Source organism: Dokdonella aquatica (assembly GCF_051987395.1).
Classification (GTDB): Bacteria; Pseudomonadota; Gammaproteobacteria; order Xanthomonadales; family Rhodanobacteraceae; genus Dokdonella.
Window position 1 is genome coordinate 3,185,463 of the sequence record NZ_CP197094.1, and the last position, 17,603, is coordinate 3,203,065.

Genomic DNA, 17,603 nt, shown 5'->3' on the forward strand with positions numbered 1-17,603 from the left:
CGCCGTGCGCGTGGCCCTCGCGAGGCGGGCTCAACCGTCGAGGCGCTCGAGCACCGCGAGCGTGGGTTTGGCGCGATTGAGCGTGTAGAAGTGCAGGCCCGGTGCGCCGCCGTCGACGAGGCGGCGGCAGAGCTCCGCGACGACGTCGGCCGCGAACGCGCGGATCGACTCGGCATCGTCGCCGAGCGCGGTGATGCGGCGCGACAGCCAGCGCGGGATCTCGGCGCCGCACATCTCCGAGAAGCGGCGCAGCTGGCTGAAGTTCGCGATCGGCATGATGCCCGGCACGATCGGCACGTCCACGCCGAGGCGGCGCGCTGCGTCGACGAAACGGAAGTAGCCGTCCGCGTTGTAGAAGTACTGCGTGATCGCGCCGTTCGCGCCGGCTTCGACCTTGCGCTTGAAGTGGGCCAAGTCGGTGTGCGCGTCGTCGGCCTGCGGATGCACCTCGGGGTAGCAGGCGACCTCGAGGTGGAAATGGTCGCCGGTCTCGCGGCGGATGAATGCGACGAGATCGGCCGCGTAACGGAAGTCGCCGAAGCTGGCCATGCCCGAAGGCAGGTCGCCGCGCAGCGCGACGATGCGGCGCACACCGAGTTCGCGGTACGTATCGAGCAGGGCGCGGATCTCGTCGCGCGAGCCGCCCATGCACGACAGATGCGGGGCCGCATCGAGCGCGTGCGACGTGCGCAGGCCGCGCACGGCGTCGACGGTATAGCTCAGCGTCGAGCCACCCGCGCCGAAGGTCATCGAGACGTAGTCGGGCGCGCGTGCCTTGAGCTGGCGCACGGCCTTGTCGAGGCCGTCGCGCTGCTCGTCGGTCTTGGGCGGGAAGAATTCGTAGCTGATCGGGGTCGGCATGGTGCGTTCGATTCGCATGAAGCAATCATTCTATCTCTGTATCAAGATGGAAGCATATAGGTCCGGACGGCTGCTTGGGGCGTGGTGCGCGCCATCCCCTCGCCAGCCGGCCGCGAACGTGGCCTACTGCGCGCCATGCCGCCCAGCGAACCCGCGCGCCACCGCGCCGCCGCCCGAGACGACGACCTGCTGCTCCAGGAGCTGCGCGAGACGCGCGAGCGCGCGCGCCTGGGCGGATTCTTCTACCCGATCGCCTGCGCGCTGACGTTCGTCGTCACGACCGATGCGTTCTCGTGGCAGGCGTTCGCGATGACGAGCGTGTTCGTGCTGCTCGCCGCCGCACGCGTCGCGGTCAAGCTGCCGCCGGCGCCGACGCCGCGCGAGGTCCGTGCGCTGTTGCAGCGGATCTGGGCCATCGTGCTCGTGACGACGCTCGCCTGGGGCGGCTTCAGCGCGTGGGTCTACCTGTACCTGCCGGAGCCTGCACCGCTCGTTGCCGTCCTGTTCTCGGGCGCGTTCGGCATGGCCTTGTGCCACACCTTGTGCATGCGCCGGCTCCCGTCGGCGGTGACGATCGGCTTCGTCATGCTGCCGAGCATGGCATTGCTCTGGCACAGCGACGGCGCCGGCATCGCGATCATGTGGGGCATCTACATGGTCTACATGCTGCTCGTGCTCAAGCGCAGCTATGGCGAGTACCGTACGCGGCTAGAGCTGGAACAGAGCCTGCGCGAGCAGCGCGACATGTTCGAGCGCCAGAGCCGCATCGACGGCCTCACCGGCATCACCAACCGCCGCGGCTTCAACGACGCACTCGCCGCGGCGATCGAACGCGCACGTCGCGGTGCCGGCGTGGCGTCGCTGCTGATCCTCGACATCGACCACTTCAAGCGCATCAACGACAGCCTCGGCCACCTCGCCGGCGATGCCTGCCTCGTCGCACTCGCGCAGAGGCTGCGCGAGCATTTCGAGGCGACCGGTGACGTCGTCGCGCGCCTCGGAGGCGAGGAGTTCGGCGTCGTGCTCTCGGCCGACGAGGACATCGCCTGCAAACGCGCCGAGCATTTCCGTCGCGATCTCGAGCGCGAACCGCTGGCGTTCGAAGGCCGCGCCGACATCGTGACCGTCAGCATCGGCTGCGGTGCATTCGACGCGTCGAGGCACGCCGACGACGATGCGCTCTACCACGACGTCGACGCAGCGCTGTATCGCGCCAAGCTCGGCGGGAGAAACCGTACCGGGCGCGTCGAGGCGGGCCATCCGCGCGCGCGGGAAGTGCTCGAGGACGAGGCAGGCGTTACGCTGTAAGGCCTTATCCGAAGCGCCTGCAGCATGTCCATCGTTCTGACGCCGTTCGCCCGTACCCGCCTGTTCCCGCGCGAGCCACGCGCCAACACGATCCAGGACTGCTCGCCCGAAGCGTTCGAGCAACGCCTCAATGACGAAGCGCCGATGCGCGTGCTCGACGGCTATGCGCCGTTCTGCAAGCTCCACGTGCACCGCAACTGGACGTCGACGCGCTGCCTGACGGTGCCGGTCACCGACGCCAACCGCCATCTCCTGCGATCCGCCTACGAGGCGCGTTCGTCGAGCGAACTCCCCGTGCTCGTGCGCTGGTTCGAAGGCGTCGAGGTGCCGGTCGCGGGCTACCTCGTCGTGATCCTCTACAGCCGCGAACAGCTCGCGAAGGAGGATGCGCCGATCGATGCCGAATGGGGCGTCGTCGGCTGCCTCTATACCGCCGAGCCCGAGGAAATCCCGATGGCCCCGATCACGATGATGCGCAACGCGCTCGGCGTGGAGGAGGGCGGATCGGGCGTACCGATCGACCGCGCGGCCTACCGCCGCAGCGTCGCGTTCTGGGAGCGCAACGCGAACTGGCGCGACATGCCGTAAGCTCTATCCCGAAGCGTCGAAGATGTTCGACACCGGGGCGGCCGCTTCCACGCACGTCGCGGACTTCAGATGATCGTGCCTGCTCGAGGCGCGAGGGGGCTTTGATGAATCCGGTTGCCATCGTCGTGGCTTCCTTGCTCGCTGCGTCGGGGCAGGGCGAGGCATCGGCTCCGGTCGTGATCTCCAATCTTCCCAAGGATCTCGTCTCGGAGGTTTACGAAGGCGACGACGCAACGATGCCGGTTGATGACCGGTTCGTCATTGCGTTGACGACGCGAGCCGGACGGCATGGGGATGCCACGGCTCCCCTCGGCATTCGGGCTGCCTTCGAGCAGATGAAGGCGTCGCTGCCACGTTGGTATGTGAAGGCGTTGCGGGACAGCCATGGAGAAGACGAGTGTTCCGTCGTCGTGAACGGAAAGAGCTACAGCTACCTCGTGAACGCATGGTTCGGCGTGAGGTGGGGCCTCTACGAGGATGGTTCGCCTTTGCGCACGGAATTCGAGCGGTTGGAGATTCGCTCGGGGCTCATGATCGACGCCGCGTTCTCGAGTGGATTCTGCGAATACGTCAAGCATGGCGCCGACGTCGCCATGAAGCATGTTCTTGCCTATCGCACCGGTGGTGCAGCGGAGTGATGGCCATAGAGACGGTGTGCATGGGGGCGTGCGACGGCAATGGACGTCCTCATCAGGAGGCCCCGCTTTCGTAGCGGATCGGAACCTACGTACGGCAGCAGGCACTGGATCAACGTCGCCCGCATATCGCCATGAATCGCCATCGTAACGGCCGAAGCGTGTTCCGATTCGGCCCGTACCGCGCTGCGTAATGGGATAGGGCAGGGGCGCGTACGAGAAGCCCAAGGGGGCATCGACTCTGCTGGTCCTTGCCAAGAGGGAGGTAGGTTGACGTGCATGCCACGAGACAGCCGATGTCTATATCGGCGTATCGCCAGGATGCATTTACCTCGATGGTATCCCCTTCGGGCCTGTCAATGCTGCCCATCGCGTGTACTTGCGGGAGCGTGCTGATGTCATGCCTGATCTTCTTATGCGTAGGTAGGTTGACGAGAATGCGTGCCGCGACAGTTCATGCTCTTCTGATCCTTGTCGTCGTGTCGACGAATTTTGGAGGCTCTCCAGCCTTTGCGGGCGAGTCGATCTACCTGGGGGTCAAGAGGTCTGCTCTGCCTGAAGGTTACGATCTCGAGCCTCAAGGAGGACGAGGATGCTATTATTACAGCGCCTTGATTGGCGGGGTGGATTACTCCTTGGCATTTTCAGGGCCTGGTGGTGATGATGTCTTGTTGGAGTATTCATTCGATCTGAAGGGGGTTTCGCAGCAGGGTGTGCTCGCCATCATGAGGGCGGCGCTGGGTAAACCCTCGTGGGGAAGTGGTGATCGGTACGAATGGAAGCATCCCGAAGTAGAGGCTGATTTAATCTTCAGGCGTGATGCCGTCGCGTTTTCGTTCTCCGGCAAATCTGGGTGTGGACAAAAAGACTGGTAGCTTGATTGGCCGCTCGGTGAGATGAGTGGCGTAATCACCATCGACTGGATTGAAACATGCCGGCTCAGCCGCGCGCAGGAAGGGGTCATGATCGACAGGGGCGACGCCGATGCGCCAACGTGGCCGTGCTCGTCTTTCGTTTGCGAGCAGGAGGTGTAGGAAGGATGTTTCCCGGCCTTTTTCTTCTTTCGCCAACCTTGAGGGCGTGTCCGAGGGCATGGTTGAGTCAATGGAATGCACGCGCTCACGCTGTTCAGGTCGTTCGTGGTCTCGGTTAATCCTTCGAGGGAAAGGATGAGCCATGGAAGGGACTATGCGAATAACTTATGCAGGCGCATTGGGAGGGTTTTTAGTTGCTGCGAAGATATTTAATTGCCATGTGCGTTTTGTCTCTATTGCTGACGGCTTGCGCGAAGTCGGTTATGAAATCAGGCGAATGCCATCACTTTATTTTTGATGGTGGTGGCTCTGCCAGCATAAGATCGGATGCGGTTAAGGTGATGAGGATGATGCCTCTTCATTTTCAGAGAGGTCGTATTTTCAGTGTCTATCTGAATATTCCCGATGTTTTTTTGAGTGAAAATATTGACGCTGTAAGTGTGTCGGATTACTTCACGGACCTCGATGGTAATGAAGTGAAGTGCCATAATATGGGGAAGATTCGTTCCATCCGTTGTTACGCTGGTATTTCGGACTTGTCGATACAAGTATCAGCTGTTTTTACGGATGGGGCGGATGTTGATTTTCCTGAGGTCACGAAAGAGCTGGTGGTCCAATTGAGGAATTCCGCGCTGGACTGCAAGTGATTCTCTGGACCCGAGAAGGCGCGGAAGTCGGATGTTATTGGAAGGGCGGTAGGGAGATGGGCTAGCTACTAGGCCGTAGCCGATATCCGTCTACCACCTCGTTGTGATCCTCTAAAGCCGCGAACAGCTCGCGAAGGAGGATGCGCCGATCGATGCCGAATGGGGCGTGTCGGCTGCCTCTATACCGCCGAGCCCGAGGAAATCCCGATGGCCCCGATCACGATGATGCGCAACGCGCTCGGCGTGGAGGAGGGCGGATCGGGCGTGCCGATCGACCGCGCGGCCTACCGTCGCAGCGTCGCGTTCTGGGAGCGTAATGCGAACTGGCGGAGCCCATGATGCTGGCGTTCGTCGATCCGATTCATCTCCACGTCGACGTCGTCTTTGGAGATGCGGACGGATTGCGCTGCGACGACTGCGAGTTCATTGGAGCTTGAGGTCCCGGTCGCTCGAACTAGTCCTGTTTTTCAGTATCCTGGACAAGGGCATCGTCAATTTTGCTTCTTCGAAACCGTGTATCGTACGCATCCAGCTACCGGCGCGCGCAAACTATGAATTATAGGGTTGGAAAGCTTCTTGTCCTGGTGATGGTCGTATGCGGTGGTTTCACTTGTAAGCCTTCGAGCGCCTCAACGATTGTCACGTGTGAAACTTACTATTCGGCCGGTCTGAGTTACTTGAACGATGTGTCAAATACTAACGGAACTCTCTCGAGTTACGAGAAGATATCATCGGAGGTGGATAGATTTTACGATGAGTCTCTTTTAAACAGGGATCTTATTGATAGGGAATTGCTGGACATAATTGGGGCGGGCGTGAAGAAAGATCAGATATCAGATCTTCTGGTTGTGGCTTCGCTTTTCGATGCAGTGGAATCTGTTCGCAAACTTTCAAAGGGCAAGCGTGCATTGCTTGAGGAATTCAGCACGGTTATGGGCGAAGAAAGCCGAATGGCACCTATGCACGCATCGGCATGGTGTGAAAGCTACAGAGTATTCGAGTATCTGATTTCCAATAATGTCAATCGTGACGTGAACGGTCGGGTTGGTTTTATGGGATATGACGGCGTTTCGGTGAGTGCTCTTGAGTTGGCTGTTGTGGGGCACGATAACTTCGGTGGTGATATCCGTATCGTTCGTGAGCTTTCAAGAAGCGGCGACGCAAAAAGTCCGTTGCCTTGGCTGAATATATAAAAATATCCATTAATAATGGGGTTCTTGGTGATGCTGACAATCCTAAGGTTAGATATAATAATATAGAGGGTATTATTTGGGTTCTGGAGCATGATGCAAATTGACATTATGTAAGGCTTCCGACGATCGTGCCCGCCTGAGAGCAGGCACTCGATGGGATGACTCGGGCTGCGATGGTCGTGACTCGAGGCTTGCCGAGACGCAGTGAGGGTAGTGATGTCGGACTTCGTCGTGAGTTGATATGCGTGAAGCCATTGAATTTAGGGTCTATGATGATGTTGCTCGGCAATGGCTTCCCGACGATGTCGGCGTCCGCATGGGCATGGCGAGGAGGCTCCTTGTGGATGTCGGTGACCCTCTCATGGGCGTTATTGCCGACGCCCATCGCTCGATGGTCGCGCAAGGAACATTCTTCATCACCTCGTGGAAAAAAGTCGCTGTCTACTCTGCAGCGGAGCTGAAATCCGCAGACGCTTTTTTGCTCAAGATCATGTCGGTATTCGAACCATCGGCTGAGATGTGCGGAACATCGTACGATGATCGACATGCCTGCCCACAGTGCGGTTCCGGCGGGATGCAGACATCGCCCCTCGTTTTGGATACTAAGAAAATACCTCGTAAAGCCTCTTTCGCGAAAACGATCTCCGGGGAGGTCGTCGTGTCGAGAACGGCGGTGGATGTTCTCCGAGCGCATGATGTAGGAGGCTTTAGTCTTGCTCCTGTGATAGGCCGAGGGCTAAGCGCCAAGGAGTCGAGCGATTGGTTGCAGCTACTTCCGTCCGACACGAACGCAGATGTCGTTAGTCCTACGCGATTCGGCTACGACCCGTTCGGTATCGAGCAAGGAGGAGATGGTTGCCCGCTGGGAGACTGCTTGGGTGCCAACTTGATTTCCAGAGTTTTTCTGGATGAGGAGAGCATGGCGGGGCGGGCAGATGTCTTCTGCTCGCGATCGTTCGTTGGAGCACGGCGAGGTTATCTTCGCCCTGAGCGAATGATGTTCATACTGCCGAGGGTTCGCGACATCATTCAATCCCATCAACTTGGAGGGTGCGAGTTCGAGATAGCGTATCCGACTCGCGGCGACTGAGTGATCGATCTCCGACCGAGGCCGAGTCAGCTTGTCGCACTGGACGTAAGCGGGACCATGGTCAACTGATGTCTCATGTCGTGTGCGCAGAGCGCCATATCGCTTTCTCCCATGAGGTCTTGCCGAGTGACACTGTCGCCGTCAACGTGCGGTACGTGGGCGTATTCGTGTACCTGCGCGACGATAACTTTGCGCGGCGTCTGATCCAGAGTGCACCTGTCGCCGCTCGAGCGACTCGCCAACGTGATCAGAAGCTGCATGTGGCAGGAGCCACGATGACGCAATGACGCTGCGCGTGCTCGACAGCCATGTACCGTTTCGCAACGACTCCCGATCACTTCTCGTATGCCGATTTGGCTGGTCATTGATGGCGGCTGCGATCTGCTGCCAGCCCCCGATGAGGCCCGCTCGTCGAATGAGTTCCGAGATGGTGCCAATTGCGTTGCAGAACGCGTTGGGTGTGGAGGAGGGCGGATCGGGCGTACCGATCGACCGCGCAGCCTACCGCCGCAGTGTCGCGTTCTGGGAGCGCAACGCGAACTGGCGGTAGACGGCCGGGATCCTGAGCGTTCCCGCACCACCGTTGCTGCTGACGCGGCAATCTCGATGCCCGCTCCGCCGACAAGCAAGCATCGTCGACATGAACATGGGCCGATCATTGCTCGTCGCGCTGGCCATCATCGCGGGATGTCCAACGTCCTCCCGGGCTGCAGGCGAGCCTGTACCGCTGGTCGGCGTGATGGCTCATCGTGCGGAATGGTCGGGAAACGCCGTCCCGGTGTGGGGTATGCTGGGCATTTCCAGGGGCGACAAGATCGAGCTGTACCTCGACGAAGGCCGTTGGCGATATAGCATTCGGTTGAACTCCGTCCGCGTGAACACGGACGACCCGGAGCCGACGGTTGACAGCGCGTCGAGGATGTCCCGCTTGAGTGCAGGTATGTGAGAGTCGTCGGAATCATCGCCGAGGTTGCTCCGCGCGGCTACTCTGCGATGCTCATCGACATCCATGGCATCGAAGGTCTGAAGTGATGAAGAATCATTCCATCGGTATGGCAACAGCTGCCGCAGCACTATTGCTGTCAGCTTGCGGTGGCGCTCGGATCCACGATGACACGACACCTTCGTATCGCCTGTACGCAAGACTGGACGATGACCGGCTCGTAGCCTCGCTCGTCAACGAGTCGAACACCTCACTGGTGGTTTACGGGAACAGGGTCGCGATTCTTCCAGGGGAAGCGGGCTTCGCGTTGGAAATCCATCGTGAGGGCGGTGGGCGTGCACGCTATTGCGGCATGCTCGACCAGGCTGCCGCGGAAGCTGCGGAGCTCACTCCTGGTGGCGAGTATCACTACCACGATCAGGTGGAAGTCATAGGAAGGGACTATTGCCTGCAGCCCGGGAAGTACCACCTTCATGTCGTCTATCGTGCGCCGGCATTATCTGAGCGGGCGGAACCCATGGAGCTGGCCAGATCCGAGCGGCTCGACTTCCGGGTCGAGTAGCAAACGATGCGGCGGAACGCCCTCTGCACTTCCGGAACATCCATCCGTTTGCATCTGCTTGAAGGGCGGCGAGGCGATCGGCGTCGACCGCATCACGCGATGCGTTCGATTTTCCGTCTTACGTGAGGTATGAGTAATGTTGTCGCTCGACAGAAAGAGCCTTGCTTTGGTATTGATTGGCTTATACCTCTTTGCTTTGACGGAGGCTGAAGCCATGCAGCGCTTTAAATATGGCTCTAAATCTATATGTGTTGCTTCAGACATGGCCGTGCGAAAGCTGGATTTTTCTGGCGCTTTCGGCACGTCCCTCGGATCTGATAATAAAGGTGTTTTTGTATCGATTCCGTTCGATTCAAAGTCGGAAGAAGGCAAGGAAGTTTTGCTTTTTATTAAGATACCCAAGCCTTCGGAAGAGAAATTGCCCTCCGTGTCGCACAGCCAAGTTTTATCCGATATTCCAGGCTTGTCTGAGCTACCTTCAGAAAGTACTTTTGGGGAAAGGAGATTTGTTGCGGGCGACTACGATTCTCCTCTGGGAGATTACTATGTTTCATGCCGAGAGCTTCCTGGATCTCACAAATGCTCTCGGCCATTCAGATATCAGGGCATTGCCGGTGCATACTCATTTAACTGGAATGATATCCACAAGTGGAGTTCGATTGAGAGTGTGGTGATTGAAGCGTTCAAGTTGGGACAAGTGGGGGTTTGCAAGGGGCTGTAATTTTTATTGTTCTCGCAACAACGGAGATCTGGTACCGGAGATCTGGGACACCCACCATTCTGCGCAGTTCGAAACTTGGGTAGAGGGCGAGTGGGTATGCTCGCCCGCCCCTTTCGTCACCGTGAGGCGAGTCTTCCGCTCCCAGGATTGGCGCGGAACGGCGATTAGAAGGCATCCGGGGCAGCTCGTGATACGGCCTGAGGTGCCGCCGACGGAGTTGCAGCTTTCAGCCGGTTGCGCGCTCCAGCCCTCGCGCGACACCGAGGCCTCTGAGCCACCACTGTCCCATCGCGATGGCCTTGTCGATCAGGCCCTGAGCGGATCCGAGGGGCCACGAAAAGCGTGTTTCGATTCCGGGCACCTGGTGCTCCCGCGCCGTTTCGCCGGACGGGCTACGCGATGCGTTCGATCCGGCTCTTCCGGCACAGCGGGTACTCGGCTACGAAGCCCGCGATGCGCTCATGCATCGCATCGAAGCTGCTGCCGTACATGTAGAGCGCGGTTTCGGTCGGGCCACGCCAGTGGCTGTTGACCATGCCGATGCCCTCGAGCAGCGTCGCGCAGGTATCGAACACGTGGTTGACGTCGCTGGTCGCGTAGACCTCGTCGTCGAGGTCGGTGCCGTTGAGGTAGAGCGCGAGGCCTTCGTGGCTGCCGAACGCGATGCGCTCGCCGTCGGGATGCACGGTCACGTGCGAGCCCTTCGGCGCAAGCATCGCGGCGAGCACCTGCATGACCTGGTCGATGCGCCTGGGGCTCGCGTCCTCGAGCGCGATCTCGATGTCGCAGTTCTCGACCTCGCCGTTCGACGCCAGCATCGTGCCACCGCCTTCGACCGTCGCGCCGTACTTCTCGCGATCACAGACGCTCGAGAACGCATCCTCGAGCTCGGCGCGATCCATCGGCTGCAGACGTGCGTTGAGCATGGCGGTGATGCGCCCGGGGCGCTTCTTCCTGAAGAGATCGAACATCATGTCATCCGGTCTGCGCGGGATCGCGACGCCGGAGCATAGGTCACGTGCTACTCCTTGCCCCGTGCACGCTTCGCGTTTCAACCGTGAGCCGGTCGATGCATCTCGGCGGAAGCGGGCGGATACAGCTGTGTCAGGCTCGGCTCGAAAGGGGGTTGAACAACGCTCGGCCACCACTCGTTCCGGTGTGGCGCTCCCTCCAGGTGCACGGCAATGCGCTCGAGCAATTCGTCCCAGCCTTGCGCATCCTCGGGAATCGCGCATGACGCGCCACCCCGCATGAAGAAGCGTAACCAGAGCGTGTCGTGGGAGAGGTGGTCCGTCTTCGATGCGAGTACACGCTCGACCTCCGGCCACGAGACAACGGTGCGGCTGGTCGACTGGGCAAGGAAGGAGCGAAAGCTCACGTGCTCGACAATGAATGTATCGTCGAGGAAGGCGATGTGCCACTCGTCGTATGGGAGATTTCTCATCGCGCGCCGGGCGACAAGCGTGCGGTAACGTAGGAAAGCAAGAAAGCCCACCGTGTTTGCCGTCCTCTTCGACGTGGCGCTTGCCTGGCGTCGCGGCCGGTACGATCGCGACGCCAGGCATGCCGATCATGTCACCTCATCGCAGATCGTACCGATCGAGGTTCATGACCTTGGTCCACGCGGCGACGAAGTCGTCGACGAAGGCCTTCTTCGCATCGTCTGCGGCATAGACCTCGGCCAGGGCGCGCAGCTGTGCGTTCGAGCCGAACACGAGGTCGGACACCGTGCCGGTCCAGCGCACGGCACCGCTGGTGCGGTCGCGTCCTTCGAGCACATCGCGGCTCGACGCGGAGCGCGTCCACTTCGTGCGCATGTCGAGCAGATTCACGAAGAAGTCGTTGCTGAGCGTGCCGGGGCGATCGGTGAGCACGCCGTGCTTCGAGCCGCCGACGTTCGCGTCGAGTACACGCAGGCCGCCGACGAGCACGGTCATCTCGGGCGCGCTCAGCGTGAGCAGGTTGGCCTTGTCGACGAGCATCTCGGCTTCGGAGCCTTCGAAGCCCTTCGCGACATGATTGCGGAAGCCGTCGACCCTCGGCTCGAGTGGCGCGAACGAGTCGGCATCGGTCTGCGCATCGGTCGCGTCGGTGCGGCCCGGTGCGAACGGCACGGTGACCTCGTGGCCACCCTTCTTCGCAGCGGCTTCGACCGCCGCGTTGCCGGCGATCACGATGAGGTCGGCGAGCGAGATCTTCTTGCCACCCGTGGCGCTGGTGTCGAAGTCCTTCCTGATCGCTTCGAGTGACGCGAGCACCTTGGCGAGCTGCGCGGGCTGGTTCGCCTCCCAGTCCTTCTGCGGGGCGAGGCGGATGCGCGCGCCGTTGGCGCCGCCGCGCTTGTCGCTGCCGCGGAACGTCGAGGCCGACGCCCATGCGGTCGCGACGAGCTGCGGGATCGTCAGGCCCGAGGCGAGCACCTTCTGCTTGAGCGCCTCGACGTCGCGCGGCTCGACGAGTGCGTGGTCGACGGCGGGCACGGGATCCTGCCAGATCAGTTCTTCCTGCGGCACGAGCTTGCCGAGGTAGCGCGCACGCGGGCCCATGTCGCGGTGCGTGAGCTTGAACCAGGCGCGCGCGAACGCATCGGCGAACTCGGCCGGGTTCGCCATGTAGCGGCGCGAGATCGTCTCGTAGGCCGGATCGATGCGCATCGCCATGTCGGCCGTCGTCATCATCGGCTGGTGCAGCTTGCCGGGCGTGTGCGCGTCGGGCACGTTGCGGCCGGCGTCGCCGACCGGCTTCCACTGGTGCGCGCCGGCCGGGCTCTTCGTGAGTTCCCACTCGAAGCCGAACAGCGTCTCGAAGTAGCTGTTGTCCCAGCGGATCGGCGTCGGCGTCCACGCGCCTTCGATGCCGCTGGTGATCGTGTGGCCGGCCATGCCGCTCTCGTAACCGTTGGCCCAGCCGAAACCCTGGTGCTCGATGTCCGCACCCTCGGGCTCGACCTGCACGAGCGAGGCATCGCCGGCGCCGTGCGCCTTGCCGAACGTGTGGCCACCCGCAGTCAGCGCGACGGTCTCCTCGTCGTTCATCGCCATGCGCGCGAACGTGTCGCGGATGTCGCGACCCGAGGCGAGCGGATCGGGCTTGCCGTCGGGGCCTTCGGGATTGACGTAGATCAGGCCCATCTGCACGGCGGCGAGCGGGTCGGCGAGATCGCGCTCGCCCGAGTAACGGCTGCCGGGCTTGTCGCTCGTCGCGAGCCACGCGTTCTCGGGGCCCCAGTAGATGTCCGCGTTCGGCTCCCAGATGTCGGCGCGGCCGCCGGCGAAACCGAACGTCTTGAAGCCCATCGATTCGAGCGCGACGTTGCCGGTCAGGATGAACAGGTCGGCCCACGACAGGTTGCGTCCGTACTTCTGCTTGATCGGCCACAGCAGGCGGCGTGCCTTGTCGAGGTTGCCGTTGTCCGGCCAGCTGTTGAGCGGCGCGAAGCGCTGATCGCCGGTACCGGCACCGCCGCGGCCGTCGTGGATGCGGTAGGTGCCCGCGGCGTGCCACGCCATGCGGATGAAGAACGGGCCGTAGTGGCCGTAGTCGGCCGGCCACCAGTCCTGCGAATCGGTCATCAGCGCGTGCAGGTCGGCGACGACGGCATCGAGGTCGAGCTGTTCGAACGCTTCGCGGTAATCGAACGCCTCACCCATCGGGTTCGCGCGCGGCGAGTGCTGGTGCAGCAGGCCGAGGTTGAGCTGGTTCGGCCACCAGTCGGCGTTGCCCCAGCTGCCCGTGAGGGCCTGGCTGCGGGATCCGCCTGAGAACGGGCACTTCGGTTCGGTCGTCATGTCGGGTTTCCTCGGTGGCGGCTGCGGCCTGGGTGCAGGCACCTTACGCCCCTCGCATGACGAAAGAAAAGTTCGCGGTTTGGATGTTGTCGATAGATTGGGCCTATGGATGGCGCCAGGTGGGGATGCGGCGCGACGTCATTCGCGCGTGTCCGCGGGCAGGCGCGACGCGAGCGCGAGCGCGGCCTCGCGGTTGCCGGCGATCAGCGTGCGCGACACCTCGAGGTTGGTGATCCAGAAGCGCAGTTCGGCGAGCAGGCGCGGTTCGGCGCGGTAGGCGTCGAGGATGGCCTTGGCCGCGTCGTCGCCGATCGGCGCATCGCATTCGATCAGGCGCTGGCGGGTCTGCTCGAAGCTCTCGTGGCAGTGCGCCCAGACATGCGTGGACACCGCCTGCGGCGTGAGTCCGCGCACGATCCTGCGGTACTCGGGTTCGAGCCGCAACAGGTAGCCGGCCTGCACGCTGAGGCCGTTGACGTAGTAGTTCGCGAGCGTGGTGCGCAACGCGGTATCGCGGATCAGGCCGAGATCGCCTGCGTTGCGCATCTCCTGGTAAGTCGTGTCGCGCGGGATGTACGGGTAGAGCTGGCTGGCCTGGAAGAACGCGAGCACGGTCGGCCACGCCGCGCCACGCACCTTCTCGCCGGTTTCGGCGTGGCGGATCGCGGCATGCCCATAGGCGACCACCGCACCCCAGAATACGAGGCGATCGTCCATCTCCTTCACGTCCACGGCCAGATCGTCGTGGATGCGCTGCAGGTATTCGTCGCCACGCTGCGCCTCGCGGCGCGCGTCGTTCCAGTTGTCGACCTGCAGGCCGATGAACACGCCGAGGATCACGATGACGAGTTCGACCGCGAGCGCGGTGCCGTCGAGGCGGGCGAGGCGTTCGGTGATGCGTGTCAGGCGCATGGTGACTCGATGTCCTGGTTGTGGAGGCGTCACGGCGTTCGTCGCGCAACATGCGGCGTGAACGCCTGCAAGCGCCGAGGTTCGCCGATCACGTCGCGGCGATCGGCTCGGCGAAGGTCTGAGCCCAGCGACCGCTGCGTGCTGCCCGCTGGAATGATGGGTTAGGCCTCATGCGACCCGGCCTTGGCACGTGATCGGACGACGTGGACCCACGTGTCCTGACTTGGCTCCAGCTCGGGAAAAGCTCTTGCCGCCGGGTTGAATTGGCTTTTCGCCGATCTCGCCCATCACTTGGCCGAAGGCGAGTTCGTGCTGTTCCTGCGGTGTCAGTCCGGCGAGTGCGTCTCGCAGCGCGTCATTCAAGGCTGCCATCGCATCGATTCCGCCGTCTCGCATATGCCGTGCACACGCGATACCGGGTGGTTCCATCAGCTCATCTCGAAGTAATGACGGGCTTGACGTGATCATGGCTTTTCCGGCCTGCCGCAGGTGAAGTCGGTGTCGCCCACGGCGCGGCAATGCGGCGGGAAGCCGTGCCTGCGCCAGTGCTCGACGAAGCCGAGTTTCACCACGAATCGTTTCCATTGCGGTGAGCCGAACCAGCCCTGCGGATGGCGTTGCCACGCGACGTGGCTGTTCGGGAGATTGGGCGCGGCGGCGTCCGCCAGCCGGTCGAATGCGCCGAACCACAGCAGCAACTGCACATTACCGTAGGCGCCACTGTCGATATCGGCAAGCAGGTCGCCCGGAGCAAGCCGGGCGAGTAGTGCGTCCATGTCGTCGGGTTGCCACCCGGGATGGTCGAAGCTGGCGACAATGGCATTGGCCAGCACCGGATCGACGTCGTAGCGATCCAGGATCAGGCGGATGCCGATGCGGTCACCTTGCGAGTGCAGGGCGGGCAGGAAATCCAGCGCCCGGTTGAGGAAGAAGCCCTCGGCCATGCCCTGCTCGAACAGCGTCAATGCACGCGTTTCGTCCCCTTCCAGCAGGGCGAGCGATGCTTGCCACCGCACGCAGTTCTGGTACGCAGGATCGACCTGCAGGCAGCGTTGGAGGTCCGATTCCGCTTCGGCGAAGTAGCCCAGCTGCATGTGCGGCATGCTGCGCCACAACCAGGCGGTGGCGTTGTGCGGGTCCGCGGCGACGGCCTTGTCCATGTGCGACAGGACTTGTGGCCAGTCGAAGGGTGGGCGGCTGGAACCGACCATCCCCAGGACCGCATGCGGCATCGAAAGCGATGGATCCAGCTGAAGCGCTTGCCTGGCTGCTTTTCCTGCGAGCGCGGTGTAGTCGCGATCGGCGATGCCCCAGCTTTCGAGGATGCTGTAGAGGGCGCCAAGCCCCTCCCAGCCGCGTGCGAATCCGGGGTCGAGTTCCACCACGCGCTCGAACAGGCGCGTGGCTTCGGGGAGATCGGTGCGTGCGATGAACAGCTCGCGCGCCTTGAGGTAGGTGTCGTAGGCGGTGAGATTGTCGGTGTCGGCCTGCACATTCACCGCGGCCAGCGGCTTGCCCTCGCTGGCCAGTTCGGAACGCAGGGCGGACACGATCGCGTTGGCGATCTCGTCCTGGATCGCGAAAATGTCGGTGAGGTCGCGGTCGTAGGTGGCCGACCATAGGTGGCGGTCCTGCACGGCGTCGATCAGCTGCGCGGTGATGCGCACCGTGTTGGCCGACTTGCGCACGCTGCCCTCGAGCACGTAGCTCACGCCGAGTTCGCCGGCGATCCTGCGCGTGCCGAGCTCGCTGCCCTTGTACGCGAACGACGAAGTTCGCGAGGCGACTTGCAGGCCATCCACGCGCACGAGCACGTTGAGCAGCTCCTCGGAGATGCCGTCGGAGAAGTAGGCGTTGTCCTCGTCCGCGCTCATGTTGACGAACGGCAGCACTGCGATCCCGTTGGCGGCTGCTTTCGCCTTGTCGGCTTCCACGCGCGCGACGACCTGCTCGGTGGTGCGGGTGACGATCTCGGCTTCGCGTTGCGGCGACAGCACGAACTTGTCGACGGCGAAGTACGTCAGCGCCAACGCCAGAAGGGCGACGAAGGCGTGGTTCATGCGCTTGCCGGTCTGTGGCGCGATCGATTCCACGCGCGGCACGTCGTGGTCGCGCCTGAGTCCGGTCGGAGTCCATTCGAACACCCATGCAAACACCATCGCGGGCACGAAGCCGATCGCGAGCGCGACGATGACCGCACGCAGTGCCCATGCCGGGGCCCCGAACGCGGGCAGCATCGTGCTCGCGACCTGCACGACCAGCCACGCGCCGACGAGGTACAGGCCCGCCATGCGGATCACGTTGCGGCGCTCGAGCTCGGTGAGGAGGCTCATGGCGTGCGATCGGCGAACGTGCGAAGGCTGGCCCAGATGTCCGCGTAGAACACGTCGAGGTTGGCGACGCTGGTACCGATGTCGGCGATGTGCTGGCGCAGCGTGGCGAGGGCCTCGGGATCCTCGCGCAGGATCGCTGCCGCCGAGGCGATGTCCGGCGCAGGCAGGTCGACGCGGCACGGATAGTCCAGCTGGGTCGCGATGCCGGAGTAGTCACCCGTCTCGACGATGTGATCGCCGCATCCTGCGGCGAGCGCCGCCTGCACGTGGTGCGGTACGTGCCGCCGGAACCACTGCCGGTAGGCGGAGTTGCGCCCCTCGTCGGTGAACCACTGGAAGACCGGCGCCGTGTACAGGTACATCGCCAGTTCGCGCAGCTTGCGATCGGCGATGAGGCTCAGCTCCCCGGTCGAGGTCAGTTCGTCGTAGGTCGAGCGCTGCCGCGTGTTGTCGCTGTACTGCGTCGCACGATAGGCAGCCACCAGCAGCGCTTCGTCGGAGAGCTCGGCACGTCCCGCAAGCGCGTCGGCCGCGCGCACGGCGTTGGTGCGTACCTGCCGGTGGTAGCCGATCATGTTCTCGTGGTTCCACGCCTCGACGCGCAGGTCGGCCTTGAGGCGCTCGGTGAACTCGTCGCCGCGTTTCGCCGTCAGTCGATCCTCGTTCCAGTTCGCAGCCTGCAGGCCGATGAACACGCCGAGGATCACCACCACGAGTTCGATCGTGACGGCGAGCCAGTCGTGGTGCCGGAAGCGGTCGGCGAGGCGGCGCAGGATCACGGCAGGGCCTCCACGTCGGGCCTGGCCTGCAGGTCGCGCGCGCTGCGGTCGACCGCGTCCAGCTGCGCGACATGGACCATCGCCCGGCCGATCCGCGACTCGATCCACGCCGACGCCCTGCGCGGAAGGTCGCGATGCTCGAGTCCGCCCGGATCGGTCATCCCCATCATCCCCTGAGGCACCCCCGGGCCGATCATGGCACGGCCTGC

19 protein-coding genes and 2 pseudogenes are annotated in these 17,603 nt (G+C 62.7%); 12 read left to right on the forward strand and 9 right to left on the reverse strand.

Features of this window, described 5'->3' with window-relative positions:
• Nucleotides 1–30: 30 nt before the first annotated feature.
• Entirely contained in the window at nucleotides 31–861 is an 831-nt protein-coding gene (gene metF / locus ACQQ2N_RS14270) for a methylenetetrahydrofolate reductase [NAD(P)H] (protein WP_440222248.1), read from the reverse strand.
• Between the two features lie 135 nt (nucleotides 862–996).
• Between metF and ACQQ2N_RS14275 the strand changes: the two genes are divergently transcribed.
• The 12 genes and pseudogenes from ACQQ2N_RS14275 to ACQQ2N_RS14330 all read left to right on the forward strand — a co-directional run bounded on the left by ACQQ2N_RS14275 (nucleotide 997) and on the right by ACQQ2N_RS14330 (nucleotide 9,582).
• Nucleotides 997–2,169, forward strand: a complete 1,173-nt coding sequence (locus tag ACQQ2N_RS14275; protein ID WP_440222249.1) for a GGDEF domain-containing protein — start codon at nucleotides 997–999, stop codon at nucleotides 2,167–2,169.
• Between the two features lie 24 nt (nucleotides 2,170–2,193).
• On the forward strand, nucleotides 2,194–2,757 hold the full coding sequence (locus ACQQ2N_RS14280) for a DUF3228 family protein (RefSeq protein WP_440222250.1): 564 nt from the start codon (nucleotides 2,194–2,196) through the stop codon (nucleotides 2,755–2,757).
• 104 nt (nucleotides 2,758–2,861) lie between these two features.
• Nucleotides 2,862–3,395 (forward strand): hypothetical protein, encoded by a 534-nt coding sequence (locus tag ACQQ2N_RS14285; RefSeq protein WP_440222251.1) that lies wholly within the window; start codon nucleotides 2,862–2,864, stop codon nucleotides 3,393–3,395.
• Between the two features lie 434 nt (nucleotides 3,396–3,829).
• Nucleotides 3,830–4,267, forward strand: a complete 438-nt coding sequence (locus tag ACQQ2N_RS14290; RefSeq protein ID WP_440222252.1) for a hypothetical protein — start codon at nucleotides 3,830–3,832, stop codon at nucleotides 4,265–4,267.
• Between the two features lie 422 nt (nucleotides 4,268–4,689).
• The gene (locus ACQQ2N_RS14295; RefSeq protein ID WP_440222253.1) at nucleotides 4,690–5,073 is read left to right on the forward strand and encodes a hypothetical protein; all 384 of its coding nucleotides are present in this window, start codon (nucleotides 4,690–4,692) and stop codon (nucleotides 5,071–5,073) included.
• Between the two features lie 115 nt (nucleotides 5,074–5,188).
• Nucleotides 5,189–5,412, forward strand: a pseudogene (locus ACQQ2N_RS14300) (DUF3228 family protein); the annotation flags it as partial.
• 398 nt (nucleotides 5,413–5,810) lie between these two features.
• Nucleotides 5,811–6,266 (forward strand): hypothetical protein, encoded by a 456-nt coding sequence (locus ACQQ2N_RS14305; RefSeq protein WP_440222254.1) that lies wholly within the window; start codon nucleotides 5,811–5,813, stop codon nucleotides 6,264–6,266.
• A gap of 241 nt (nucleotides 6,267–6,507) precedes the next feature.
• On the forward strand, nucleotides 6,508–7,356 hold the full coding sequence (locus ACQQ2N_RS14310; RefSeq protein WP_440222255.1) for a hypothetical protein: 849 nt from the start codon (nucleotides 6,508–6,510) through the stop codon (nucleotides 7,354–7,356).
• 427 nt (nucleotides 7,357–7,783) lie between these two features.
• Nucleotides 7,784–7,906 (forward strand): annotated as a pseudogene (locus ACQQ2N_RS14315) (DUF3228 family protein); the annotation flags it as partial.
• Between the two features lie 90 nt (nucleotides 7,907–7,996).
• Entirely contained in the window at nucleotides 7,997–8,302 is a 306-nt protein-coding gene (locus tag ACQQ2N_RS14320) for a hypothetical protein (protein ID WP_440222256.1), read from the forward strand.
• Between the two features lie 85 nt (nucleotides 8,303–8,387).
• Nucleotides 8,388–8,861 (forward strand): hypothetical protein, encoded by a 474-nt coding sequence (locus ACQQ2N_RS14325; protein WP_440222257.1) that lies wholly within the window; start codon nucleotides 8,388–8,390, stop codon nucleotides 8,859–8,861.
• 136 nt (nucleotides 8,862–8,997) lie between these two features.
• Nucleotides 8,998–9,582 carry a hypothetical protein gene (locus tag ACQQ2N_RS14330; RefSeq protein ID WP_440222258.1) on the forward strand — a complete coding sequence of 195 codons (585 nt, stop codon included), beginning with the start codon at nucleotides 8,998–9,000 and terminating at the stop codon, nucleotides 9,580–9,582.
• Nucleotides 9,583–9,974: 392 nt separating this feature from the next.
• Here ACQQ2N_RS14330 and ACQQ2N_RS14335 read toward each other — a convergent pair whose 3' ends face one another.
• The 8 genes from ACQQ2N_RS14335 to ACQQ2N_RS14370 form a co-directional block, all read right to left on the reverse strand.
• Complete coding sequence (locus tag ACQQ2N_RS14335) at nucleotides 9,975–10,556, reverse strand: hypothetical protein (RefSeq protein WP_440222259.1); 582 nt, start codon at nucleotides 10,554–10,556, stop codon at nucleotides 9,975–9,977.
• A 77-nt stretch (nucleotides 10,557–10,633) separates the two neighbouring features.
• Entirely contained in the window at nucleotides 10,634–11,077 is a 444-nt protein-coding gene (locus ACQQ2N_RS14340) for a hypothetical protein (RefSeq protein ID WP_440222260.1), read from the reverse strand.
• 85 nt (nucleotides 11,078–11,162) lie between these two features.
• A complete protein-coding gene (gene katG / locus ACQQ2N_RS14345; RefSeq protein ID WP_440222261.1) occupies nucleotides 11,163–13,370 on the reverse strand; it encodes a catalase/peroxidase HPI in 2,208 nt (735 codons plus the stop codon).
• Between the two features lie 138 nt (nucleotides 13,371–13,508).
• The gene (locus ACQQ2N_RS14350; RefSeq protein ID WP_440222262.1) at nucleotides 13,509–14,282 is read right to left on the reverse strand and encodes a hypothetical protein; all 774 of its coding nucleotides are present in this window, start codon (nucleotides 14,280–14,282) and stop codon (nucleotides 13,509–13,511) included.
• Between the two features lie 168 nt (nucleotides 14,283–14,450).
• Entirely contained in the window at nucleotides 14,451–14,750 is a 300-nt protein-coding gene (locus ACQQ2N_RS14355) for a hypothetical protein (protein ID WP_440222263.1), read from the reverse strand.
• Entirely contained in the window at nucleotides 14,747–16,615 is a 1,869-nt protein-coding gene (locus ACQQ2N_RS14360; protein ID WP_440222264.1) for a tetratricopeptide repeat protein, read from the reverse strand. Before ACQQ2N_RS14360 ends, ACQQ2N_RS14355 begins: the two co-directional genes overlap by 4 nt.
• On the reverse strand, nucleotides 16,612–17,394 hold the full coding sequence (locus ACQQ2N_RS14365) for a hypothetical protein (protein WP_440222265.1): 783 nt from the start codon (nucleotides 17,392–17,394) through the stop codon (nucleotides 16,612–16,614). The genes ACQQ2N_RS14360 and ACQQ2N_RS14365 overlap by 4 nt, the downstream gene beginning before the upstream one ends.
• Nucleotides 17,391–17,555, reverse strand: a complete 165-nt coding sequence (locus ACQQ2N_RS14370; RefSeq protein WP_440222266.1) for a hypothetical protein — start codon at nucleotides 17,553–17,555, stop codon at nucleotides 17,391–17,393. Before ACQQ2N_RS14370 ends, ACQQ2N_RS14365 begins: the two co-directional genes overlap by 4 nt.
• Nucleotides 17,556–17,603: the final 48 nt, after the last annotated feature.